This is a genomic window from Pseudoalteromonas amylolytica (assembly GCF_001854605.1).
GTDB classification, from domain to species: Bacteria; Pseudomonadota; Gammaproteobacteria; order Enterobacterales; family Alteromonadaceae; genus Pseudoalteromonas; species Pseudoalteromonas amylolytica.
The window spans coordinates 534,331-557,918 of the sequence record NZ_MKJU01000025.1 but is presented as its reverse complement, the minus strand read 5'-3'; the positions used below and the strand labels follow the sequence as shown (position 1 = coordinate 557,918).

General features: G+C 43.3%; 21 protein-coding genes. 3 read left to right on the top strand and 18 right to left on the bottom strand.

Annotated elements, in window-relative coordinates; genetic code table 11:
• Positions 1–78: 78 nt before the first annotated feature.
• From BET10_RS09070 to yceD, 14 genes are all read right to left on the bottom strand, one after another.
• A complete protein-coding gene (locus BET10_RS09070; RefSeq protein ID WP_070985152.1) occupies positions 79–1,932 on the bottom strand; it encodes a metallophosphoesterase family protein in 1,854 nt (617 codons plus the stop codon).
• A complete protein-coding gene (locus BET10_RS09065) occupies positions 1,919–2,710 on the bottom strand; it encodes a TatD family hydrolase (RefSeq protein WP_070985150.1) in 792 nt (263 codons plus the stop codon). The genes BET10_RS09070 and BET10_RS09065 overlap by 14 nt, the downstream gene beginning before the upstream one ends.
• Before the next feature lie 8 nt (positions 2,711–2,718).
• A complete protein-coding gene (locus BET10_RS09060; protein WP_070985148.1) occupies positions 2,719–3,045 on the bottom strand; it encodes a PilZ domain-containing protein in 327 nt (108 codons plus the stop codon).
• A gap of 8 nt (positions 3,046–3,053) precedes the next feature.
• Positions 3,054–3,953 (bottom strand): DNA polymerase III subunit delta', encoded by a 900-nt coding sequence (gene holB, locus BET10_RS09055; RefSeq protein WP_070985145.1) that lies wholly within the window; start codon positions 3,951–3,953, stop codon positions 3,054–3,056.
• A complete protein-coding gene (gene tmk, locus BET10_RS09050; RefSeq protein WP_070985143.1) occupies positions 3,953–4,582 on the bottom strand; it encodes a dTMP kinase in 630 nt (209 codons plus the stop codon). Before tmk ends, holB begins: the two co-directional genes overlap by 1 nt.
• On the bottom strand, positions 4,572–5,561 hold the full coding sequence (gene mltG, locus BET10_RS09045; RefSeq protein ID WP_070985141.1) for an endolytic transglycosylase MltG: 990 nt from the start codon (positions 5,559–5,561) through the stop codon (positions 4,572–4,574). The genes tmk and mltG overlap by 11 nt, the downstream gene beginning before the upstream one ends.
• Positions 5,558–6,343 carry an aminodeoxychorismate lyase gene (pabC, locus tag BET10_RS09040; RefSeq protein WP_070985139.1) on the bottom strand — a complete coding sequence of 262 codons (786 nt, stop codon included), beginning with the start codon at positions 6,341–6,343 and terminating at the stop codon, positions 5,558–5,560. The genes mltG and pabC overlap by 4 nt, the downstream gene beginning before the upstream one ends.
• Before the next feature lie 58 nt (positions 6,344–6,401).
• Positions 6,402–7,640 carry a beta-ketoacyl-ACP synthase II gene (fabF, locus tag BET10_RS09035; RefSeq protein WP_070985137.1) on the bottom strand — a complete coding sequence of 413 codons (1,239 nt, stop codon included), beginning with the start codon at positions 7,638–7,640 and terminating at the stop codon, positions 6,402–6,404.
• An 84-nt stretch (positions 7,641–7,724) separates the two neighbouring features.
• Positions 7,725–7,961, bottom strand: coding sequence for an acyl carrier protein (gene acpP, locus BET10_RS09030; protein ID WP_070985135.1), 237 nt, complete (start codon positions 7,959–7,961; stop codon positions 7,725–7,727).
• A 217-nt stretch (positions 7,962–8,178) separates the two neighbouring features.
• Positions 8,179–8,925, bottom strand: coding sequence for a 3-oxoacyl-ACP reductase FabG (fabG, locus tag BET10_RS09025; RefSeq protein WP_070985133.1), 747 nt, complete (start codon positions 8,923–8,925; stop codon positions 8,179–8,181).
• Positions 8,926–8,943: 18 nt separating this feature from the next.
• Positions 8,944–9,870 (bottom strand): ACP S-malonyltransferase, encoded by a 927-nt coding sequence (fabD, locus tag BET10_RS09020; protein ID WP_070985132.1) that lies wholly within the window; start codon positions 9,868–9,870, stop codon positions 8,944–8,946.
• A 55-nt stretch (positions 9,871–9,925) separates the two neighbouring features.
• A complete protein-coding gene (plsX, locus tag BET10_RS09015) occupies positions 9,926–10,978 on the bottom strand; it encodes a phosphate acyltransferase PlsX (RefSeq protein WP_070985130.1) in 1,053 nt (350 codons plus the stop codon).
• Positions 10,979–10,989: 11 nt separating this feature from the next.
• On the bottom strand, positions 10,990–11,160 hold the full coding sequence (gene rpmF / locus BET10_RS09010) for a 50S ribosomal protein L32 (RefSeq protein WP_070985127.1): 171 nt from the start codon (positions 11,158–11,160) through the stop codon (positions 10,990–10,992).
• A gap of 10 nt (positions 11,161–11,170) precedes the next feature.
• The gene (gene yceD / locus BET10_RS09005) at positions 11,171–11,695 is read right to left on the bottom strand and encodes a 23S rRNA accumulation protein YceD (RefSeq protein WP_070985125.1); all 525 of its coding nucleotides are present in this window, start codon (positions 11,693–11,695) and stop codon (positions 11,171–11,173) included.
• A 119-nt stretch (positions 11,696–11,814) separates the two neighbouring features.
• Between yceD and BET10_RS09000 the strand changes: the two genes are divergently transcribed.
• On the top strand, positions 11,815–12,414 hold the full coding sequence (locus BET10_RS09000) for a Maf family protein (RefSeq protein WP_070985123.1): 600 nt from the start codon (positions 11,815–11,817) through the stop codon (positions 12,412–12,414).
• Here BET10_RS09000 and BET10_RS08995 read toward each other — a convergent pair.
• Positions 12,364–13,035 (bottom strand): HAD-IA family hydrolase, encoded by a 672-nt coding sequence (locus tag BET10_RS08995; RefSeq protein ID WP_070985121.1) that lies wholly within the window; start codon positions 13,033–13,035, stop codon positions 12,364–12,366. The genes BET10_RS09000 and BET10_RS08995 overlap by 51 nt on opposite strands.
• A complete protein-coding gene (gene rluC / locus BET10_RS08990) occupies positions 13,036–13,989 on the bottom strand; it encodes a 23S rRNA pseudouridine(955/2504/2580) synthase RluC (RefSeq protein ID WP_070985119.1) in 954 nt (317 codons plus the stop codon). It lies immediately after the preceding gene.
• A 508-nt stretch (positions 13,990–14,497) separates the two neighbouring features.
• Here rluC and rne point away from each other — a divergent pair.
• On the top strand, positions 14,498–17,833 hold the full coding sequence (gene rne, locus BET10_RS08985) for a ribonuclease E (protein ID WP_070985117.1): 3,336 nt from the start codon (positions 14,498–14,500) through the stop codon (positions 17,831–17,833).
• 414 nt (positions 17,834–18,247) lie between these two features.
• Complete coding sequence (locus tag BET10_RS08980; protein ID WP_070985115.1) at positions 18,248–21,421, top strand: sialidase family protein; 3,174 nt, start codon at positions 18,248–18,250, stop codon at positions 21,419–21,421.
• 81 nt (positions 21,422–21,502) lie between these two features.
• On the opposite strand, the gene BET10_RS08975 is transcribed toward BET10_RS08980, so the two are convergent.
• Together BET10_RS08975 and BET10_RS08970 are read right to left on the bottom strand one after the other, a co-directional pair.
• Positions 21,503–22,864, bottom strand: a complete 1,362-nt coding sequence (locus BET10_RS08975) for a transglycosylase SLT domain-containing protein (protein WP_240503665.1) — start codon at positions 22,862–22,864, stop codon at positions 21,503–21,505.
• A gap of 87 nt (positions 22,865–22,951) precedes the next feature.
• Positions 22,952–23,530, bottom strand: a complete 579-nt coding sequence (locus BET10_RS08970; protein ID WP_070985113.1) for an LPP20 family lipoprotein — start codon at positions 23,528–23,530, stop codon at positions 22,952–22,954.
• Between the last annotated feature and the right edge of the window lie 58 nt (positions 23,531–23,588).

Here is a 23,588-nt window from a genome sequence, read left to right as displayed (position 1 = left end):
TAATAAATATAGCAAAAAGTTATGCAGTGTGAGGTACGAAAAACATCACACTATTACTGGCGTCAGTCTCAACCGTGTTTACTCTAACGTGAACTCTCTAACCCTGCCGTCATTATGCAATAATTGATAACGAGCAAGTTTGCCTTGTTCAAGGGTGACTAAACTAATAGCGCTATCGGAGATAAGGTATGGCTGCTTAGCTGACTGTGTGAGTAAAGGGTGCTTATTCACCTCCATATGCCAGCGCTTAGTGAAGTAATTCAGCGGACTCCATGGAGCGTATAGAATTGAGTCTAGTTTATCCAAACATTTAATTAACGTTTTAGGGAATTCATTTTTTATCCCTGATGCCGTCAATTGCCATATTCTATTGTCATGTTTGCCAAACCGACTTTGTACAGAGAAACAGAATGAGTAGTGCACATCACCAGATAGAATGATGGTTTCTTTTGGGGTATCTGCGCGTCGAAATATTTCTAACAACTTTCTGGCCGATCCCTCATGTGCCATCCAGTTTTCAACGTCAACCAACAACGGCTGACCACAGAAATTAAAGATAGATTGTATAGCTTCGATGGATTTGACACCAAATACCGGTGCGGGTGACACCAAAATAACTTCTCGCTCATCCACCAAGGTATCTTCTAGCTCCATCAGCATTTCCCAATCTAACAAACCGCTTGGCTCATTAAAATTCTGCTCGTTTCGCCAGCGATGTGTTCGCGTATCAAGTACTACAACTTTGGGGATTGTATCTAAACAATAATGCCAGTTTCCAAACCGATTAAGGGCTTTATCCATGGCTTTAAAGTGCCACCGGTCGACGTGCAAACTTCGCTCAAACTCAGCACATAAGCTACCACTTTGTGCCATTGCATCATTGCCTAGTCCCTGAAACAGCCAGTAGCTCAATAAACCACTATTAATAATCCTACGACTGCTTTTGTGTGCGGCGATTGCCTGCTCCCATCTAGCTGTCAGGTTCCAGTCATCCGTTACATCATGATCGTCAAACATCATCAACGTGGGAATATTCGCAAACAAACGCTGTGCTTTTGGTAAATCTTCCACAAATTGCATGATGGCTTCATACTGCGATGCAAAAGATTTTTGGGATTTGTTATTGGTTCCCTGATACGTCAACTGACTATAATCAATCAGCTGCCAACTCGTGGCACTAAAGTTTAGTAAGTAGCAGGCAATAAACTCCTGAAAGTAAACCAAGTGATTACCCGCACTAAGGCTGGTAAAATGCGCTTCTCCCCTTTTAAACCAATAGCTAAAGCTAAATCTAGAACAATCTTGCCATGGCGTTTTTGGTAAAAAGTGTTGCCTGTTATATAACTGCTGCTGAATATCATCAGGCAGCTCAGTGATATGTGCTTCCTCTTTGTACAGCCCCAATATTGCGACCAGCTGGTTGATAGCCAATAGCATCGGACCAGCCACATCGTCAGCATAAATTTGATCGCCGGACATCAAAAGTAAGCTTGGTGTCGGTTTGCCTGCTTTTATATTTTGCTCAAACAAATCATCCGCGGCGGCTAATGAATCCCGACTGGGGTGATGTGGGTTACGACAAGAACCATGCAAGACTTGCTCAAGTTGCACAGGTACTACAAGCTGCGCAGAAGACTCTGATGTATAGCTAACAGCTTCGAGTGAATATATATCATTATCTAGTAACAACTGATAAGGCAATGGTGTATCAGCTTCAAATAGTCCTGATTTAGGCTTAACAATGAGCATTTTTAAAAAACAATACTCGCCTAGCCTGAAGGTTTTTTGTTCAGTAAGGCACTGATACCCTTCAACCTGTACGGTCACTTCATATTGTTTGCTGGTGACGATTTGCAAACAAATTGCGGCTTGCTCCGCACGCCTAAGCATTGGACCAAGCAAAACTTTGGGTAGTAACTTATCGTGTTGCATCCGAGCGCGACGCCAAACTAAATAATTTGTAGAAGTTATTGGTCGTCGCTTGTGCTAACTCTTTATAACTGATCCCTTTTAAATCAGCAACGTAATAAGCAACATCCTGTACATATGCGGGTTGATTGGTTTTTCCTCGGTGTGGTACGGGTGCCAAATAAGGAGAATCAGTTTCGATCAACAACCTATCCAGTGGGAGCTTTTTTACAACGTCCTTCAACTCAACGGCATTTTTAAATGTAACTATGCCAGATATTGAAATGTAGAAGCCCAAATCTAACGCCTGTTTTGCCATCTCCCAGTCTTCGGTAAAACAATGCAAAACGCCACCACAATTTTGAGCGTTATGTGACTTCATTAAGTTGATAGTATCGGCTTTAGCGTCACGTGTGTGAACGATCAGCGGTTTATTTAATTCATTGGCAACCTGGATATGACCAACAAAGCTATCTTGCTGGACCTTATGAGTATCTTGAGAGTAATAATAATCTAACCCCGTTTCACCGATAGCCACTACTTTGGGGTGTGTCGCCAAAGTGCTCAATCTTGCCTTATCCAATACGTCTTTCTGATCAAGTGGATGTACACCGCACGAGGCCGACACATCATCATACACAGAGATAACGTCAAGCATGCTGGGGAATTGATCCAAGGTGACACTCACACATAAAAAGTGCTCTACTTGTTTAGCACGCGCTGCGGCTAGGATCTCGGGTAATTGCTGGCCAAGCTTATCAAAATCAAGTCTATCTAAATGGCAATGTGAATCTACAATCATAACTACTCTTACATGGTGTAGGTGGGTTTATCAGAATTTAACGCTGTGCCCAGCTGCTTTATTATACGGTCATTTACTCGGTCAGGATCCTCAATAAAACTCACACCAGCACCGGGTGGATTGGAGTTTTGAGCGCCTTGCGGTGTGATCCAAACAACCTTACCAACAATCCGGTGCTCTTCTATTTCATCGGGCAAAGTAACACGTAACACTACATTTTGACCTAACTCAAAGCGTGCATTGCTCTTAACAAAAAGCCCGCCTTGTTTTAAGGTTGCCATATAGCATCGGTATAACTCATCTGGTTCTTGGAGATCTAAGAGCAATTCTTGCACTGGTTTTCCTATTCAATGATATTTTTTATTGTATTCATTAGCTTATTAAGTCCCAGCGATTGGTTTAAACCCAATATTTGACGCGTATCTGACATAAATTGATTGAGCGCCGCCTGCCCTTCGCTATAAGCCTGATACGAAAGCCCTTCTAACAGTTTTGCTTTTAGCTTTTGTTGCATAAATACACAAAATACTTCAAGCAATTCAGGGTGATCATTTAAAATGCCCTGTACCTGATTGAAATTATGACTTGCTTTGATATCACATGCAAATCTGTATAACAGATCAACTTTTTCAAACACCCCCTCATTGAACCACATCGCTATTTTTAAGGGTTGATGAGCAAAGTGTGTCAACCAAGGAAACACCTGCTCCTGTGGGAGAATATTCTGCAGCCACTGTTGTGCATGTTGGGGGTCTGTTACTGTGACTTGAACTTTGTTACAGCGGCTTAAAATGGTCGCTGAGAGCTGACTTAAATCATCACTTGTCAGCAATAAATATCGGCCAGTATTCGGCTCTTCAAGTGTTTTCAGTAATGCATTTGCCGCTGAGTGAGTCATTTTGTGGGCATTGGCAATAACGGCAACCTTACGCCCACCTTGCTGTGCCGAGTGGTGGACAAAATCAGCCAGCTCACGAATAGCATCCACAGAAATACTCTGCCCTTGAGGCGCGATACACAGCAAATCTGGATGGGTTTGAGCCGCAATCAACAAACAGCTTTTACACCTGCCACACGCTGTAAGCTGTTGATGTTGCTCACATAGAATTGCTTGAGCCAGCTGTTTGGCCAGCTCTTGCTTGCCTACCCCTGATGGGCCATGGAACAACTGGGCATGGTGAAAGCGCCCCTGCTGCTGGCTAAGCCTAAAATGCTGCCAAAGCCCTTCATGCCACTGGTACATTATCCGCGTACCTGCTGAAAAAACTGCTCCAATGCGCGAATAATATCGGCATGTACTTGTTCAATACTCTGGTTAGCGTTGATTGTCACACAGTGTTCATCTTCTTCAGCCAGCTGCAAATAACGCGCTCTGGTGCGCTCGAAAAAGCTTAAAGCCTCTAGCTCTATTCTGTCTAATTCACCTCTGCCTTTAGCCCTTGCCAACCCAACTTGTGGTGGAATATCCAAGTACAGTGTAAGGTTAGGCTTGAGCCCCTTTAATACGATATCGGCCAAAGAAGATAAGGTGCTTATTGGCAAGCCACGACCTCCACCTTGATATGCCTGAGAAGACATATCATGCCTATCTGCCAACACCCACTGACCTTTATCTAGTGCTGGACGAATGACATTATGTAACAGTTGTGCGCGCGCCGCATACATCATCAGCAGCTCCGATTCAGCAGCTACTTTTTCCACATGCTGCTGTTTGATAAGGTCTCTCAAAGACTCAGCTAAAGGCGTTCCTCCGGGTTCCCGTGTTTGCACAAAATCAACTTCATGCTGTCGCAAAAATTGTTGGCATATGGCCATAGCCGTTGACTTTCCGGCTCCTTCAAGGCCTTCTATTACAATAAATTTAGCTGTCATTATTACTCTTTAGAATATACTTTTGTACCGCTTGATTATGCTCGCGTAAACTTTTTGAAAACTGGTGTTGTCCATTACCTTTAGACACAAAATAGTAATACGGTGTCTGCTTAGGTTGAGTCGCCGCATAAATCGCTTCAGCTGAGGGCATTGCAATTGGGGTCGGCGGCAACCCTTTAATTCTATATGTATTGTACGGGGTATGCTCTTTTAGATGTCGACGTTTAATGTCTCCGTCAAACTCATCTCCCAAACCGTAAATCACCGTGGGGTCAGTTTGCAAACGCATATTGCGATTCAAACGATTAATAAACACCGATGCTATGGTTGCTCGTTCGGGTGCATGCCCTGTTTCTTTCTCAATAATAGATGCCAAGATCAATGCTTGATACGGCTCATTTAAAGGCAAAGCATCCATTCGCTGCTGCCACGCATGTTGCAATACCGATTGCATCTTCTCTTTTGCGCGGTTTAACACTGCGCTTGCAGACGTATAGGCTTCATAATGGTAGGTTTCAGGTAATAGCCACCCTTCTGGCGCACCATCAACCTGCATTGCTTCTATGAGCTTTTGCTCATCATTTGGATAAACAACATACGGGCTGCTTTTTAATTTCTTTAAAATGTTTTGGAACGTATCCCCCGCGATGATGGTAAAACTAAATTGCTTCTGTTCACCACGATGTATTTTGTTTACAGCCTGAAGAACCGTCATCCCGCTTAGTTCATATACACCCGCCTTTAAATGAAACAATTCCGGCACAAATTTAGAATAAACTTGATACTTAAAACACGATTCTACATAGCCCTTAGTTTGCCAGTCTTTGCACAAACGATTAAATCCAGTACCGGGAGTGACTTCATACAATTCAGTTGTTATTTTTAACGGCTCACTTTTGAGGCTCTGAACGCTGTAATAGATGTAAACGGATATTCCTAGCAGTGTTAGTAGGAGAAATAAGGATATTTTTTTTATCATAACACCCCAGACTCTAATTGAGATTTGAGCTTACGCGCAAGAGATAAATCAAATAACTGCTCGCCCAAGGAACGAACAAATATGCACCCCATCAAACTATTACACACGAACAGCGCATCCATTGCTTGTAAATCTTTGCGGCTCATATCTACCCTTTGAATATGGTTATTTCGTTCAAGATGCTGCAAATATACGCCTAAAATACCACAGTTATGCAATGTGGGCGTATACACTTTACCACCCCTCATAGCAATTAAATTACCAACGGACGCTTCAATAACATTACCACTGATGTCTTCCACCAATACATCATCACAATCATATTGCTGCGTTTCTTGTTTGATGAGCACTTGCTCCAAGCGATTTAAGGTTTTTAGTCCAGCAAGCAACGGCTGATGACCCAATTTGGTTTGTGCATACTGTAAACGAAGACCGCTATCGTGCAACGCTGGGTAATGGGCCGGATAAGGTGATGTTTGAACGATTACCGTGGGTGTTGCGTGCTCTGGTGGTAAATATCCTCTTCCTCCTTCGCCGCGAGTTACTACTATCTTAAGTACCCCTTGGGAGGTGCTGGCACATACATCCTTGCAGTATTTATCTAGACTTTGCCAGTCTAGTTGTGAAAAACCTAACCGTTGTTGACAGGTTCGCAATCGCTGCAAATGCAAGTCCCACAACAATATCTGGCCATGCTGAACATGCGCTGTGGTAAAGAAGCCATCGCCGTATAGTAGCCCTCGATCGTAACTGGATATTGATTTTTCTTGTTTTATTTCCATATCCTACCCACAAAAAAGCCCGGCGTAGCCAGGCTCTTTATTAGATGCCTACTTGGCATTATACCTTTTTAAATAGCAACGAGCCATTGGTTCCACCAAAACCAAACGAGTTACAAAGTGCATATTCAAGCTTTGCGTCTCGTGCTGTGTGAGGTACATAATCTAAATCACACCCTTCATCTGGATTATCCAAATTAATGGTAGGCGTGACTTGCTGATTCACAAGTGATAAGGCTGTAATAATAGACTCAACCGAACCCGCAGCTCCGAGTAAGTGTCCCATCATAGACTTAGATGAACTCACCATAACTTGTTGCGCAGCATCACCAAACACCGATTTCACTGCTTGCGTTTCAGCTTTGTCACCCGCATGTGTAGACGTACCGTGGGCATTAATATAGCCAACTTGTTGGGCATTAATACCCGCATCATTTAAGGCATTTTGCATCGCAAGCGCCGCGCCCGATCCGTCCTCCGGTGGAGAAGTCATATGGTAAGCATCACCACTCATACCAAAGCCTACCAGCTCTGCGTAGATTTTTGCACCGCGCGCTTTTGCGTGTTCGTACTCTTCAAGTACCATCACACCAGCACCATCCGCCAGCACAAAACCATCACGGTCTCTATCCCAAGGACGAGAGGCTGCTTGCGGATCGTCATTGCGAGATGACAAGGCGCGAGCCGCACAGAACCCACCCATACCTATCGGTGTAGATGCTTTCTCAGCGCCACCAGCTACCATAGCATCAGCATCGCCATACGCTATCATACGCGCAGCATGACCAATGTTATGCAAACCCGTTGTGCACGCCGTAACGATTGAAATATTTGGGCCACGCAAATTGTGCATAATTGAAAGATGACCAGAAATCATATTGATAATGGTCGACGGCACATAAAATGGTGATAATTTTCGTGGACCACTGTTTAACAGCTTAACGTGGTTTTCTTCAATCAGTGTTAAACCACCAATCCCAGAGCCTACGGCTACGCCGATGCGATGGGCATTGTCATCAGTCACTTCTAAGCCTGAGTCTTGAATTGCTTGCACACCCGCCGCGATACCATACTGGATAAACAAATCCATTTTTTTGGTTTCTTTTTTAGGCATATACAGGGTTGCATCAAAGTCGTTGACTAGGCCCGCAAATTTGGTTCCGAAAGATGATGTATCAAAGTGAGTGATGTTTTCGATGCCGCTACGGCCATCTAATAAGCCCTGCCAGGTTGACGCTACATCGTTACCCAGCGGCGTCAACATACCCAAGCCAGTTACTACGACTCGACGTTTAGCCACGGTTTCCTCCAAAAAAGGGATTATTATTTTATGAGGGGAATAAAAAAACTAAGGGCAGCGAATGCTGCCCTGAGTGTTCGCTAATTACTCAGCGTGAGCAGTAACGTAATCGATCGCTGCTTGAACAGTAGTGATTTTCTCTGCTTCTTCATCAGGGATCTCAGTATCGAACTCTTCTTCAAGAGCCATTACAAGTTCAACAGTATCTAGAGAGTCAGCACCTAAATCATCAACGAAAGACGCTTCTGATTTCACTTCTTCTTCTTTAACACCTAGTTGCTCGATAATGATTTTTTTTACGCGTTCTTGAATATCGCTCATTCTTCTTTCCTTTATTAAAACGCATTTGCGTTATTTTCAGATTGCGGCGTAGTTTACGGCGCATAATACTGTGATTCAAGGATTTGCTCAGAATTTTTTGTCTGGTCAAACCTCTTAGCTAATATTTTCTACTTTTATCGCTCATTTTAATAGCAATTTCAAGTATGTTTGCAGCAAGATCACAAAAAATTAAACTGACATGTGACCTGTACCGAATTTATACCATGTACATCGCGCCATTTACGTGCAATGTTTCGCCAGATACGTATGCAGCAGCATCTGATGCCAAATAACAAACCGCTGCAGCAATTTCTTCTGGCTGACCTAAACGTCCTGCCGGCACGTTTGCAAGCGTTGCCGCTTTTTGCTCATCTGTAAGCTCGTTGGTCATATCTGTTTGAATAAACCCAGGTGCGATGACATTAACAGTAATGCCACGAGAAGCGACTTCACGTGCTAGCGACTTAGAAAAACCAATTACGCCCGCTTTCGCTGCTGCATAGTTCGCTTGTCCAGCATTACCCATTGTGCCCACTACCGAACCAATATTGATGATACGGCCAGACTTTTTCTTCATCATTGGGCGTAATACAGCCTTTGACAAACGATAGATAGAGCTGAGGTTAGTGTCAATAATATCGTCCCACTCACTGTCTTTCATGCGCATCAATAAGTTATCACGAGTGATCCCAGCATTGTTAACCAGTACATCAACATCGCCTAAATCGGCTTTGATAGCGGCCAACGTCGTCGCGATTGAGTCTGCATCGGTTACATTCAGTGCATAGCCTTTACCATTAGCGCCAAGATAATCACTGATTTTTTCAGCACCAGACTCACTTGTTGCTGTACCTGCCACCTTAGCACCTTGTGCAACCAAAGCTTGCGCAACAGCCTTGCCTATGCCTCGGCTCGCACCAGTCACTAAAATGACCTTTCCTTCTAATGAAAATAGTTTACTCATGGTATTCGTCTTCTCTAATTATTTTGCTGCAGATATAGAGGCAATGTCGTTCACGGCACTGCATGCAACAGATTTATCAATACGTTTTGCTAATCCAGCTAACACTTTTCCTGGTCCAAACTCGTAAGCCTGAGTGATGCCTTGCTTTGCTAGTAGTTGTACAGTTTCGGTCCAACGTACAGGGCTGTATAACTGACGCACAAGTGCATCTTTAACTTCTTGTTCAGTTGTAGCAACAGCCACGTCTACATTGTTGATCACGTCGAATTTAGCTTTTGCAAAGTTTAAACCAGCCAAATCAGCTGCTAGCTTTTGTGCAGCTGGCTTCATCAATTCACAGTGAGAAGGCACGCTAACAGCAAGTGGCATTGCACGTTTAGCGCCAGCTTCTTTACACGCTTGCGAGGCGCGCTCAACGGCTTCTTTGTGGCCCGCAATCACAACTTGGCCAGGAGAATTATAATTAACTGGTGAAACAATTTGTTCGCCAGCGACTTCACCGCAAACGGCCTCGATCGCAGCATCATCTAGGCCGATAATCGCCGCCATTGAGCCAACCCCTGCAGGCACAGCTTCTTGCATGTACAAGCCACGATTCTCAACCAGCTTCACGGCTTTGGCAAGAGACACGACACCCGCACATACTAAAGCTGAGTATTCACCTAGACTGTGGCCTGCCATAACTACTTCTTGCTCTTGGTTTTCACTTAACCAATGGCGATAAATAGCCACACTTGCGGTTAATAACGCAGGTTGTGTACGGTGGGTTTGGTTTAGCTCTTCCTCTGGACCATTGGATACCAATGCAGCGAGGTCATAGCCTAATGCTTCTGAAGCCTCAGCGAATGTCTGTTTTACGATTTCTGAGGACTCTAATAATTCTGACAACATGCCAACGGCTTGTGAGCCTTGGCCTGGAAACAAAAGTGCAATTTTTTGTGACATATTGTGCTCTTCTAGATAATTATTACGCCACGTAAATTCGGTTACGACAAAACTGTTATTTGCCGAATGACGATGGCGGATGTTCTGATTTTGCTGCTATCTGCGCAAAAGTTGCTTGAATCTTTTCTGGAATGCGGCGTTCTACTTCTCTGGCGGCTTCCTCAATCGCAGCAAGAAATGCTTTATTCGAGGCATTTCCATGACTTTTCACTACAATACCCCGCAATCCTACCAGACTTGCGCCGTTATACTGGTCGGGGTTCACCCTTTTATATAGTTTTTTTATAACTGGGCGTAAAGCTAAAGCTAATATTCGGTACAAAACGTGCTTTTTAAGCGCTTTTGTAAACTTATGCATAATAAGTTTGGCAATCCCCTCGCAGGTTTTTAACGCTACATTGCCAACAAACCCCTCACATACAATCACATCCGCTTTGCCAGAAAACATGTCACTGCCCTCGCAATAGCCTTGATAATTAATATGTTCAGTGCTTTTCATCAATTTTGCTGCTTGCTTAATGCCCTCATGGCCCTTGATATCTTCTGAGCCGATATTGAGCAAACAAACTTTAGGACGTTCAATAGAGAGTGCCTGACCCGCTACGATGGACCCCATAATTCCAAATTGAAATAACGTTTCAGCATCGCAGTGAACGTTCGCACCAAGGTCTAGTAAGTATACTGGTTGCTTCTTTTCTGTTGGTACGGAAGAGATTAACGCTGGACGCTTAATGCCAGGCAACATTTTTAATACATAATGTGCCATAAAAAATAGCGCGCCAGTATTACCTGAGCTTACACAAGCTTGTGCTTGGCCTTCTTTAACAAGATCCAAGGCAATGCGCATGGAAGACGCTTTTTTATTTCGCAAAGCTAAAGCAGGTTCACAGCTATTGGTGACCACTTCTGGACAATGTTTGATGATCAAACGGGGGTGATTGAGCGAGTCGAGCTTACTTAAACCATCACTGATAACGACTTCGTTACCACAAAGCAGTAGCGTTAAGTTGGGGTGCTTATTAACAGCATTGACTGCTGCAGGGATAGATGAACGGGGGCCGTAATCGCCCCCCATCATATCTAACGCTATGGTTAGATGAGTCAGCATAAAGCAATCTCTTAGTTAGAAATTACTTTAACGCCTTTGTAGTAACCATCTGCAGTCACGTGGTGACGACGGTGAGTCTCACCTGAAACTTGATCTACAGTTAAAGCTGGTCCACTGATAGCATCGTGTGAACGACGCATGCCACGACGTGCGCGAGACTTTTTGCTTTTTTGTACTGCCATTAGCCTTCTCCTAAGAATCTTTCTTAAGTTGTTTTAAAATTTCAAATGGATTTGGTTTGCTCTCTTGCGATTCTATTTCTCCGAAGCTGGCAGGCTCGTCAGAATAGGCGCATGATGCTTCGTTGTGCATAGGAACAATTGGAATTGCTAAAATCAATTCGTCTTCTATAAGTTGACGAAGATTGATTTCACCTTCTTCATTTAGTTCCACCACATCGTAGCATTCGGGAAGATCATCCGACTCTGAACCTAATCCAACAGGAGAATAAGCAAAGTCTTGTACCAAATCCAACCCTAATTCATCATTACATCGCTGACAAATAACAGTAAGGTGTGCGCGAATAGTTCCGCTAACAACAACTAACCCTTGCTCATCATTTTTGCAATGAATGTTTACCGCTATTTCACCTGATTGATCTTGTACAACTTGCTCTAGACGAGAAAGTTCTTCAAGCTGAACAACTCCGTCATAACTTAAACGGCGCTGAGCGGCTCTACAAGGATCAAGGGTGATGGGAATTTTCACCTTTTGCATAGGGGCTGCATCATATAGATAGTTAGTGGCTTAGTCAAAATAAAAATCAAACTTTCCTTTGTTTTTCGCGTTATTGCGCCCTATCCTACCGGCATTGTTAAATTGACCCGTGAGTATTTATGAAAATACCCCTTATTCTAGCTTCAAGTTCTCCATTTAGGCAGTCGATTTTAAAAAAATTCAACTTACCTTTTGATTGCTTTTCACCCAACATTGATGAGTCACCACTTGAGGGTGAGTCAGCGGAGCAGTTAGTGCTGCGACTCAGTGAGCTAAAAGCTAAAAGTGCCCAACAGCATTTTGCAAAAGGCCTAGTCATTGGATCTGATCAAGTAGCACTCCACAAAACCAGCATCTTGGGTAAACCGCACAATAAAGAAAACGCTATCAAACAATTGTGTCGTTTTAGTGGCAACAAAGTTACATTTTTAACGGGTCTGTGCTTGTATGACATTGAGTCAGATACTGCAACAACCATCCTAGAGCCCTTTCATGTGCACTTCAAAGAGCTTACTGAAGCGCAAGTTTCAGCATATTGCGACGCAGAGCAACCCTATCAATGTGCTGGAAGTTTTAAGAGTGAAGGATTAGGGATCTGCTTATTTGAAAAGCTTGAAGGAGACGACCCCAATAGCTTAGTCGGTCTCCCTTTAATTCGTCTTAACCAGTTACTCGCAGAGCGCGGCTTCGACGTTTTGAGCTTGCAGCCTCATTGCTAACTGAGCATAGCCTTCACAAATAGCCAGTGCACAGCTTTGTTCAAGTTGCTCCACACTGGCTGCACCACAACTCATTGCAATGGCATCAATGCCACTGTTTTGAGCCATCTTCATATCGAGTAAAGAGTCACCTATCATAAGTGCATCTTCTGGCTCAATATCCAGCTCAGCTAAGATTTGCAGGATCATATCGGGGTCTGGCTTAGATTTAGCATCATCCGCGGTACGGGTTGTTACAAAGCAGTCGCCTAATCCTGATTTTGAGAGCATATTCTCAAGTCCAGAGCGGCCTTTTCCCGTCGCAACTGCCAGTAACACGCCTTGCGCTTTTAAACTGCGAATATATTCTTCAGCGCCTTCAAACAGTGGTGTATCGGTATTATCGCCATGTTTGTACTGGTGTTGATAAGCTTGAGCAAGCGCTGGCCAATGCGCTTGCTCGTGCGGAAATAGTGTGGCTACAGCCTTATCTAGTGATAAACCAATAATTGCTGCGGCCCTTTCATCACTGGGTATAGCAACACCCACGCTCTTTGCTGCGAGCTTCAACGTGTTGACGATTTTTGGCACGGAATCCATTACCGTTCCATCCCAATCGAAAATAACTAACTTATATTGCATTTACTCTTCCTTTAGGGTCTTCAAACAATTCGTTAGCGCCTTGTCCAGTGGCGCTTCAACGTGAACTGTAGTTTCTGTTTTAGGATGTAAAAAGCGTAAATCTTGGGCATGAAGAAACAATCTGTTTAAGCCACGCTCTCGCATTTTTGCATCAAACACCTGATCACCATACTTGTCATCACACGCGATTGGGTGACCTTTGCACTGAGTATGAACACGGATCTGATGTGTACGCCCCGTTACAGGTGACGCCTGTACTAAAGTACAGCCATTGAAACGTTCTAACACTCTAAAACGTGTGTGAGAAGGTTTACCTTGCTCTTCATCCACACGCACCACCCGCTCGCCTGATTGTAATGTATTTTTACGTAGCGGCTCGGTAACATTTTTGACCTTGGCAGCCCATTCGCCACAAACCAATGCCCAGTAGTTTTTTTCCATAGTTTTTTCACGCAACTGCTCGTGAAGTCCCTTTAATATGGAACGACGTTTTGAAATTAATAAACAGCCTGACGTATCTCTGTCCAAACGGTGAACTAATTCCAGACTTTTTTCATCTGGCCTGAGCACGCGCAATGCTTCTATTAAACCGTAACTTAGGCCACTCCCACCATGCACCGCCATTCCAGACGGTTTATTTATAACTATCAGATATTTATCTTCAAAGATGATAGCATCTTCCAACGCTGATATTTTATCTAAGTTACGTGGCACAAACTCTTCGCGTTCGGCGGTTTTAATTGGCGGAATACGTACCAGATCATCAATTTGCAGGCGGTACACCGGTTTGACGCGTTTTTTATTTACTCGTACTTCGCCTTTGCGCAAAATTTTATACACCGCACTCTTTGGCACCCCTTTTAAATGGGTAACCAAAAAGTTATCAATCCTTTGACCCTCTTGATCTTCGGTAATGGTAACGAAGCTAACTTTTAAACCGGACTTTTCTGACATTGCCTAATCACTGATTTGAGTAATAATTTAGTTGCTATCACGAGGGTATTAGTGGGATAATCGGCTCGCAATTTTGCGAAACCGCTTTTTTAATCGCAAAATACTAATCGTGAAGCACATCATGGGTGTCAGATCATACAGATTGAAGCTGGGATTTCCAAAGCTTTTGTCACACCCGAAAAAACACGTGCGTTTAACCCCTTACGGTGCGCGTAATAGATCGTAAGTGAGATTAAGCACGATTAAAAAACAGAAAAAGCAAGAAATAAATATATTTGTCTGATAGTTAGCAACGCCGAGCCATTTAGCCCGTGCGAAAACCAAATGCAAATGCATCGCCCAATACACAGCAGAGTTTGGCCAAATCCAAATCTGGTATTGCAAGGCAGGTTACTGTGAAATGTTCTTATTTTCCCCAGTCGTGAGACTGCATTAAAACCAATAGAACACTAAATTGGCTCCCGCTGAGACAGTCAGGCTCGACTAAATTTGAAAGTAGAGTAACAATATGAAACGTATGCTGATCAATGCCACGCAGCAAGAAGAAATGCGCGTAGCACTGGTTGACGGCCAAAGGCTATACGATCTTGATATCGAAAGCCCAGGTCACGAACAGAAAAAAGCCAATATATACAAGGGTAAAATTACCCGCATCGAACCCTCTTTAGAAGCCGCCTTCGTTGATTATGGTGCCGAGCGCCACGGTTTCCTTCCTCTTAAAGAAATTGCTAAAACATACTTCCCGAGTGGTTACACCTTCAATGGCCGTCCAAATATTAAGGATGTGATCAAAGAAGGCCAGGAAGTAATTGTTCAAGTTGATAAAGAAGAACGTGGTCAAAAAGGCGCTGCATTAACAACCTTTATCAGCGTAGCGGGTAGTTATTTGGTGTTGATGCCAAATAACCCTAGAGCGGGTGGTATTTCTCGCCGTATTGAGGGTGATGAACGTATTGAACTTAAAGAAGCGCTAAGCCGTTTAGAATTACCTAAAGGCATGGGGCTTATCGTGCGTACCGCTGGTGTAGGCAAATCGTACGAAGAACTTGAATACGACCTGAAAGCCTTGCTAGTGCACTGGCAAGCCATTCAAGAAGCTGCCAATAGTGGTAAAGCGCCATTCTTAATTCACCAAGAAAGTAATGTTATTTTCCGTGCTATTCGCGACTACCTACGTCGTGATATTGGTGAGATTCTTATCGATAAAGCTCGCGTATTTGAAGAAGCTAAAGCTCATATCGAGCGCTTTAGACCTGATTTTATGAATCGTGTTAAGCTTTATCAAAATGACGTGCCTCTATTCACACATTACCAAATTGAAAGCCAAATCGAATCGGCTTTCCAACGCGAAGTGCGATTACCTTCTGGTGGCTCAATCGTTATTGACCCAACTGAAGCGCTAACGTCTATCGATATCAACTCCTCTAAAGCTACCAAAGGTGGAGATATCGAAGAAACAGCACTCAATACCAACTTAGAGGCGGCAGACGAAATTGCACGTCAGTTGCGTTTACGTGACTTAGGTGGTTTGATTGTTATCGACTTTATCGATATGACCCCACCGCGCCACCAGCGAGAAGTTGAAAACCGTTTGAAAGATGCTGTTCGCCCTGACCGTGCGCGTGTACAAATTGGCAAAATTTCACGTTTTGGTTTGTTAGAAATGTCGCGACAGCGTTTGCGTCCAAGCCTAGGTGAAGCAAGCCAGCATTCATGCCCTCGCTGTAGTGGCCAAGGAACTATTCGTTCAAATGAGTCGATTGCCCTATCAATCTTACGTTTGATTGAAGAAGAAGCAATTAAAGACAACACCGCTCAAGTGAATGCCCAAGTACCTGTCACTGTTGGTGCTTTCCTCTTAAACGAAAAGCGCAAGTCAGTACACCGTATTGAAAAGCGTCACAATTGTGATGTGGTCATTATTCCAAATCAACATATGGAAACGCCACATTACGAAGTAATACGCCTGCGTAAGGATGAAACATCTCAGGCGGCAAGCTATGAGCAGATGACAGTACCAGAGCCTGAAGTGCTTGAAGTTTCTCGCGCTCCTTCGGCTGTTAGAGAAGAACCTGTACTTAAAGGTGTTGTGATGCCTACCGTTCCTGCACCGACACCAACAGCTGAAAAACCTGCAAAAGCGCCTGTAACTAAGTCAGAGCCTGGCCTGCTAGAGCGTATTGGTAATTGGTTGAAAGGCTTATTTAGCTCTGACACTGCGCCAGAGAAAGAAGTAGAACAGAAAAAGTCCTCCGAGCAAAAGCCTCGCCGTAGTAATGACAACCGTCGTCGCGGGCAAAATCGTCGCCGCAATAATGCGAAGAAAAGAGACGATCAACCACAAAGCGGTAATACACAGCAGGAAGCTCACAGCTCAGATAACCGTTCATCTACAGACAATCGTGAAAAAGGCGAAGGTCGTAATAAACGTCGCCGTCAAAACCAGCGCAAGCGTAATAATGATACAAATAAAGCTGAGACACAAAGCACGACTGAGTCACAAAAAACTGAGGTAGAAGCTAAAGAAACTAAGGTTAAGCCACGTCGTCAGCGTCGTAACTTACGCAAGAAAGTACGCTTAGACGATCAGGTTGATACGAGCACGACTTCAAAAGACGACTCAACTGTTGCAGCACAAGATGTACAAGCGGTGGAAAATGTCCCTACGCAAACAGCACCAAGTGAAGTTGAGCGCACTGAAGAAGCGTCAATGCCAGAGGTAGCGACTACATCTGCTGACAATGGCGCGCCACAAATGGTTAACGATCTAGATGCGCCAGCTGTAACCTCAGAGCCGACTGAGCAAGCGGCAACACCTGATGAAGAGTCGAAAGAAGAGGCACCAAGAACACGCTCTCGTCGCTCTCCTCGTCATCTTCGTGCTGCAGGTCAGCGTCGTCGTAAACCAGAAGGTGATAAAGAAGCCGAACCTGCGTTTATACCTGTTGCTGACCAAGCTGCGGCTGAGTATGAAGCTCAGTTAAAAGCTCAAGAGCAGCACCCTGAAGTAGCTATGACAGCTGAAACTGAGGTAGAAGCGCAACAACAAGCAGCTCAAGATGCGACAAATGCTGAAGCAAGTAACACTACTGATGAAGTTGCTTCACACGATGCAGACTCTCAGGAACCTAAAGTTGTCTCTGATACTGTTGAAGTAGATGTTGATACACAAACGGCTGAATCAGTGACTGAAGCGATTGATGAAGAGAAAGCCGCAGCACAGGTTGAACCATCAACTGAGTCTGTTGAAGTAGATGCTGAAACAAATGTTGAACCATCTGCTGAAGTTGATGCTGAAACAAATGTTGAACCATCTGCTGAAGTTGATGCACAAGTAAATGTAGAGACAACAACTGAAACGAATACTGTTGAAGGTGATGTAGATACAAGTGCAGAAACAACACTTGATGCTCATACTGTTACAGAGGCTGTTGAGACAAATGTTGAAACTCAAGCAACTGAGTTAGCTACAGATACTGCAGCGGAGCCGCAAACTCAAGACGTTGAACTTGATACGACTGAAACAGTACAGGCTGAGGCAGCAATCGTTAATGAAGAGCGAACAAAGCAAAGTCAGCACGATACAAGCCAAGAGAAGTCTCGTGTGCGCTATACCAACACAGCAAGCTCGCCAATGACAAAAGCCAGTAGTGTTGATGAAGCTATAGAGGTGATCACTCCGTCGGCTATGCCTCATGAGGCACGAGAAGTGGTGGCTAACTCTGGTTTATCTGCCGGTTCTAAAGCACCTACAGGTAAAGCTAGTGCAGCAATGGCCTCAACTATGGCTTTCACCACTGTAAGTGAACGCACCTCTGAAGCTCAAAAGAGCCATGCCGAATAGAAATATTCAACAATAAAAAAGGCCGCAACTGCGGCCTTTCCTTTATAAAATATATCCATAAACGATACTCTCACGCTGTTATTTATTTACTTTTTCCTTATCTAAGTACTACCGCTTTCTATTTGCGTAACCACAACAACGTGATTTGACTTTACATTTATTCACAGTGAAAAGCTCCGTTTACTCAATTGATTTATATTGATTTTTACTTACAATCTTTGAAAAAATCGACTCTAATACCCACTCGTCATTATTGCAAAAGTTCTAATACTTTATTATTTAGTGTAGAATTTCCTCAAAATGGAACTTTATGGAAAGTGCTTACATAATTGTACTTGAATCAATATTGATTGGTCCCTGAAGTCACAAAAACTCACCTTTATTATATTTATGGATATATAGGAATATATAACTATGTTTGATCATTTGAATACAAACAAAAATCTTGTTTGTGTTGCAGTGGCTATGTCACTGCTCAGCGCATGTGGTGGCGGAGACGCTGGCTCTGCAACTTCAACCCCGAATATTGATACGGATAAAGCCACAGAAATTGTTTATCCTCTGCAAGGGGTTGCAGTAAAGGGGCCATTACAATTTGCCGATGTCAAAATATATCAGTTCGACAAACATGCTCCTAATGGCCTTGGAAAGTTATTAGGCACTGCTGGCACCGATGAAACAGCGCAAATAAAAAATCTATCACTTAAAGGTGATGTAAAAGACTTTTTTGTCATCGAATACTCCGCCAACGAAAGCACTATAGATATCACTACAGGACAAAAGCCTATCTTTGGTGTATTACGTGGTATCTTCAGCGCAGAACAAATAAAAGCAAAGCAACCACTATACGCAACGCCTTTATCTACATTAGTTGTAAAACTGGCCCTTAGTAAAGCTATCGCTGGGTCAGCCACACCACAAGCTATTGTCAGTGCCGAAGCACAAATAAAATCTCTGTTCACATTTGGTTTGGATAAAGATATCAGCCTGCTCACCACTGCACCTTTACTAACAGATGCAACCGTAGCAAGCAATCTACAAAAAAATGCTTGGTATGTACGAACTATCAACGAGGTTAATGCCGCTTTAGTACACCAATTACGCCTAGCCATTGGTGATGAGCAACTCACGGTTGATCATTTACTCGATCAGCTGGTTTTAGACCTTCATGATGGTAAATTAGATGCGCAATCAGAAAGTGATGACCTCTCTTACAGCCCTGAACACATCGCAGTTTTACTCAGACCAATTCACACTTTAAATATACCAGGTACTGATTTACCACTAGTTTCTGAACTAAGTCGTGTGATGGCAGAGGAAACTGCTGTGACTGGCTACAGCACTGTGGATACTTCAGCTATGAGTAGTTCAGAGCTAGTACTACGTCATTCTAGTGTGTTAACGAATATCGATATTGATGGAGATGGCATTAGCAATATCGACGATTTAGACAATGACAATGATGGGATTAACGATGTCAATGATGCTGATGATGACAATGACGGCTATGACGACACACTAGACGCATTTCCATTAGACCCAACAGAATGGCTAGATACAGACTCAGATGGTATTGGTAATAATACTGATACTGATGATGATAATGACGGTGTTAATGATGAAGAAGACGCCTTCCCACTTAACAATTCCGAATGGTTAGATACGGATAGCGATGGCATTGGTAACAATTCAGATACTGATGATGACAACGATGGTTACGAAGATGCTGCTGACGCATTTCCTTTGAACGCATCTGAGTGGTTAGACACAGATGCCGATGGAACTGGCAATAATGCGGATACCGATGATGACAATGATGGCGTGTTAGACCTCTACGATGCTTTCCCATTAGACGACCAAGAATGGTTAGACACGGACGGTGATGGTACAGGCAATAACGCAGATACTGACGACGATAATGATGAAACGCCGGATACTGAAGATGCATTCCCTACAGATCCGAATGAACAAATCGACACTGACGGTGATGGTACAGGCAATAATGCCGATGCTGACGACGACAACGATGGTTTCAACGATGATCAAGATGCCTTTCCGTTAGACAATCAGGAGTGGGCGGATACTGATCTTGACGGTGTTGGTAACAACGCAGACACCGATGATGACAACGACGGTATTGCTGATGAGCTAGACCTATTCCCGCTAGACGCTTCTGAGTCGCGTGACTATGATGGTGATGGCATTGGTGATAACCAAGACCTTGATGATGACAATGATGGCACACCGGATACAGAAGATCACGTTCAACTAATTGGCGCACAAAGTAGCTATGTGACCGGTGAGGTTATCAACCTAAGAGTCAAAGGGTTAGGGAATAACTTTGAGGTATTATCAGCGCGCGATGGTTGGCATGTGCAATACTACACTTATGACCAAGCATCTCCTGATACATACATAACAAGATATACAGAGAACGGTTACTTCAACGGAAGATATGACTATGACACAATGGAATGGGTTGTCTCTTTCCCAGCACTTGAGTATTCGGGTAGCTTCCAAACAAGAGTGTCAGTATATTGTTCCAGAGCTGATAATATGTGTGGTGGGCAGTATAATTCTGACGGTTGGCAACAAATCGTATCCTATACCGTAGAGTGTGCATCTGGAGGTACTTGTGAATATGTGCCAGACCCAGAACCGGGCGTTAACATTTCAAACAGTGAAGAAACTTCCCAAGCAGCGTCATTTTTTACTCGTCGCAACGGTGACCTGATAGCGGTCTACACAGCTGGTTTAGCTGGCAGTCGCGCTGTCGTTAGCACTTCAACAGACAACGGACAAACTTGGCCTTTGAGTTCCTCGCCAACATCTTCAGCATCGCCATATTCGTCTAGTCGCGATGGTTTTTTATATGAAAACTCAGACAATGAACTGTTTTTGACCTCCCACTGTAATGGAAAATACGTGTGCATATTTAAGTATGCAGGTGTGGATACTTGGGATCTTTTTTCGGAGATAGACTTCTCTAATTACAGCACTTGTCGGACTAATGAAGGATGCATGATTCATTCATTCTCAGCTGAATCTATGATTCAAATGCCAAGTGGTAAATACATTCTAAGTTATACCGCAGCGCCTGGTGATGACTATCAGGAAAATAATGTGTTCATTAGAACGTCTTATGATCTGAGAAGTTGGACAGAGCCAACACAAGTAGGCGGATACCAAGGATACGATTCTAAAGTGAAGACAATATTACTACCAGATAACAGGGTACTAATGACTTACTATGCTAGTGAGCATCAATCTATTATTGTATCTATTTCTAGTGATGGGGAAAACTTTACCGAGATTCAGAGATTTTCAACGGGCTCCGTGTTTGATGTTTCATTAATTGAACACAACGGTGCTGTAAGGCTGTTTTACAAAACCACTTCCAGTACGCTGAATACCCGTAAATTTGCTCAAAACGACCAATTCTCAAGCGAAGTTAGTGTTAAATCTGTTGATTCGTTTCCACCGTTTGTGACTGAGCTTTCGGATGGAACACTTGGGATCATATATAGTAAAGATTTAAACGAGCAAAGAGATGTCTTTTATGAAAATATTGGTAGATTAGAAGACTAAACCTGACAGTAAAAAGCCGGGCAATTAGCCCGGCTTTTTAGTACACAACTAAGTGAAATTCGTGATTGTCACTTTAGCAACTTAAATCTCTTGATAAAGCGGTTCGCGTTCGAGAACACGCTTTAAATAGTGCTTTGTTTCACCGTAAGGCAAACCTTTTTCTAATGCTTCTAGCACTCTTGCTGGCGTCATGGAGTTAATGATGCGACTGGCGTTGCGAATATTACGTGAGCCATCACTGTTAAACACTCTAGCCACATTGCCCGCTCCAGTATTATATGCCGCTATCATGCAATATTTACGGCTTAACGGGTCGCTAATATGCTTTAAATAGCGTTTATCTAGTATATGAAGATATGCGGTCCCCGCTTCTATATTGTTACCTTCTATATAAAGATAAGAGCTGGGCATAGGCTCATCGCGGTTGTACAAGAAGCGGTTTACATCTACACCGGCACTGCTGGGCACAATTTGCATCAGTCCAAATGCAGGAATGGCTGATTTCGCTAGCGGATTAAAGTGGCTTTCTGTATGCATAACAGAAAAAACGAGGCTAGGCGCAATATCAAACCTCTCACTTTGCTTTGCCACAGCGTCAACATAGTTTTTAGCCCTCGCCGGACGCTTAGCGTGTTCAGTTAACTTAAATGTAAACTCACTCACTTTTTCTTTCGGTGGGGAAGATTTTGCAAATTCTCTAATGTGTGAAACTAAACGCTCGACGCGCTTCGTCTGCAAACGCTCTAGTTGTTGGCGCTTCTGTTTTAGCAACTTTTTCGTTTTTTCTTGTTGTTCAGGATCAGAAGGTAGCGCAAGCTTGTCATCCAACTGGCGTTCAACAACCTGTAGTTGTTGCTCAGTTTGTTGCTTGATCTGTTGTTTTGCCTGCAGTAAAGATTTAACTTTGAGGTTATTGTCTACGTCATATTCAGCCACAGGCTTAAAGTCTGCTTGTTGTATCTGAGCGATAAAGTCTTGGAAAAATACCTCTAGAACAGCGTTGTCGACAGAAGGTAAAAGCTGTTGAAACTCTCGGTACGCATCCTCTGAGTTAAGTTTTTGCGCCTCAGAATGGCGAACACTGATAGTGAGCGTGTTATTTTCAAAATCAATATTTAATCGCGCATTATTTTCTTGATTGTATTGAACAAACCGCGCTTGCTCAGAAATTTGCGCCTCTCCCCAACTCGATATCAGCTCATTTCTAAACTTATCGTATTCCCAAAAGTGTTGTTCAACATACCTATCAAACTCTTGTAAGTGGTCTAATTTGAATTGCTCAAATTCATCCTTGGCTGTTGTTTGTTGATAGCTGCTTTGCCACTGTGACATCGCCTCATTCAATTCACTGAATAGAATCGATTGGGCTGCAAGCGCTTGCCCGCTGGCCATCGCCAATGTGAGACAACTCAAAGCGCCAAGCATCTGTTTTTTATTCACCATTGCTGCTCCTTTTATAGCAATAATGACCGACTAGTGAGACACACAAGCCTTAAGCTAAGTTACAGTTGCGTGTCTCACAAATATAACTTAATTAGTTAGTCGTTCGATCTCTTTCTCTAAGTCTTGTTCAGCTTTAAATGCTTTGAACTCTTGATACAAAAACTGTTCGTCTCGAGGGTCTATCGAAGGCTTTGCAGATTTGATCAAGTCTTTAAACAGCGTCTTGGTCAATTCAGGTGACAAGGTTGTTAATGCACAAAAGTAATCTTTTCCTGATATATCCACAACATCAGCTTTGACTACGCGCGAACCGTTCAGGGTTTGTTTGGTTAGTTGTTTTGATACTGAACTGAACGTGCTACCTACCGTCATAGCATCATTCGCGTCGGTACGATTAGCAAAGGTTTTATCCAAGCCCTCGATACGCACTTCAATTTGTTGCGCCAACGCCAAGCGCGCATTTGCGACGGCCATTTTTTGATCGACTGAAATATTACCAGAATATTTAATACAATCCGCGGCTGCTATACCATTCTCAACAACTGGGTTAAGCACCCAATCAGGAATGTTCACTCTTGAACTTGATGCGCTGTCGTTTTTGGTAGAACTACAGGCTGTTAGCATCCCTGCAAGTACAAGCGTAGTGATCATTGGTTTAATTTTCATTTTTGTTCCTTTTGGCCTGAAGTATTTATTATTCTCTAATCTAGCAAACAATCATGCA

Coding starts and splice junctions, on each gene's coding strand:
- BET10_RS09070 (WP_070985152.1), bottom strand. CDS start 1,932: ATGCAACACGATAAGTTACTACCCAAAGTTTTGCTTGGTCCAATGCTT.
- BET10_RS09065 (WP_070985150.1), bottom strand. CDS start 2,710: ATGATTGTAGATTCACATTGCCATTTAGATAGACTTGATTTTGATAAG.
- holB (WP_070985145.1), bottom strand. CDS start 3,953: ATGTACCAGTGGCATGAAGGGCTTTGGCAGCATTTTAGGCTTAGCCAG.
- tmk (WP_070985143.1), bottom strand. CDS start 4,582: ATGACAGCTAAATTTATTGTAATAGAAGGCCTTGAAGGAGCCGGAAAG.
- mltG (WP_070985141.1), bottom strand. CDS start 5,561: ATGATAAAAAAAATATCCTTATTTCTCCTACTAACACTGCTAGGAATA.
- pabC (WP_070985139.1), bottom strand. CDS start 6,343: ATGGAAATAAAACAAGAAAAATCAATATCCAGTTACGATCGAGGGCTA.
- acpP (WP_070985135.1), bottom strand. CDS start 7,961: ATGAGCGATATTCAAGAACGCGTAAAAAAAATCATTATCGAGCAACTA.
- fabG (WP_070985133.1), bottom strand. CDS start 8,925: ATGAGTAAACTATTTTCATTAGAAGGAAAGGTCATTTTAGTGACTGGT.
- fabD (WP_070985132.1), bottom strand. CDS start 9,870: ATGTCACAAAAAATTGCACTTTTGTTTCCAGGCCAAGGCTCACAAGCC.
- plsX (WP_070985130.1), bottom strand. CDS start 10,978: ATGCTGACTCATCTAACCATAGCGTTAGATATGATGGGGGGCGATTAC.
- rpmF (WP_070985127.1), bottom strand. CDS start 11,160: ATGGCAGTACAAAAAAGCAAAAAGTCTCGCGCACGTCGTGGCATGCGT.
- yceD (WP_070985125.1), bottom strand. CDS start 11,695: ATGCAAAAGGTGAAAATTCCCATCACCCTTGATCCTTGTAGAGCCGCT.
- BET10_RS09000 (WP_070985123.1), top strand. CDS start 11,815: ATGAAAATACCCCTTATTCTAGCTTCAAGTTCTCCATTTAGGCAGTCG.
- BET10_RS08995 (WP_070985121.1), bottom strand. CDS start 13,035: ATGCAATATAAGTTAGTTATTTTCGATTGGGATGGAACGGTAATGGAT.
- rluC (WP_070985119.1), bottom strand. CDS start 13,989: ATGTCAGAAAAGTCCGGTTTAAAAGTTAGCTTCGTTACCATTACCGAA.
- rne (WP_070985117.1), top strand. CDS start 14,498: ATGAAACGTATGCTGATCAATGCCACGCAGCAAGAAGAAATGCGCGTA.
- BET10_RS08980 (WP_070985115.1), top strand. CDS start 18,248: ATGTTTGATCATTTGAATACAAACAAAAATCTTGTTTGTGTTGCAGTG.
- BET10_RS08975 (WP_240503665.1), bottom strand. CDS start 22,864: ATGGTGAATAAAAAACAGATGCTTGGCGCTTTGAGTTGTCTCACATTG.
- BET10_RS08970 (WP_070985113.1), bottom strand. CDS start 23,530: ATGAAAATTAAACCAATGATCACTACGCTTGTACTTGCAGGGATGCTA.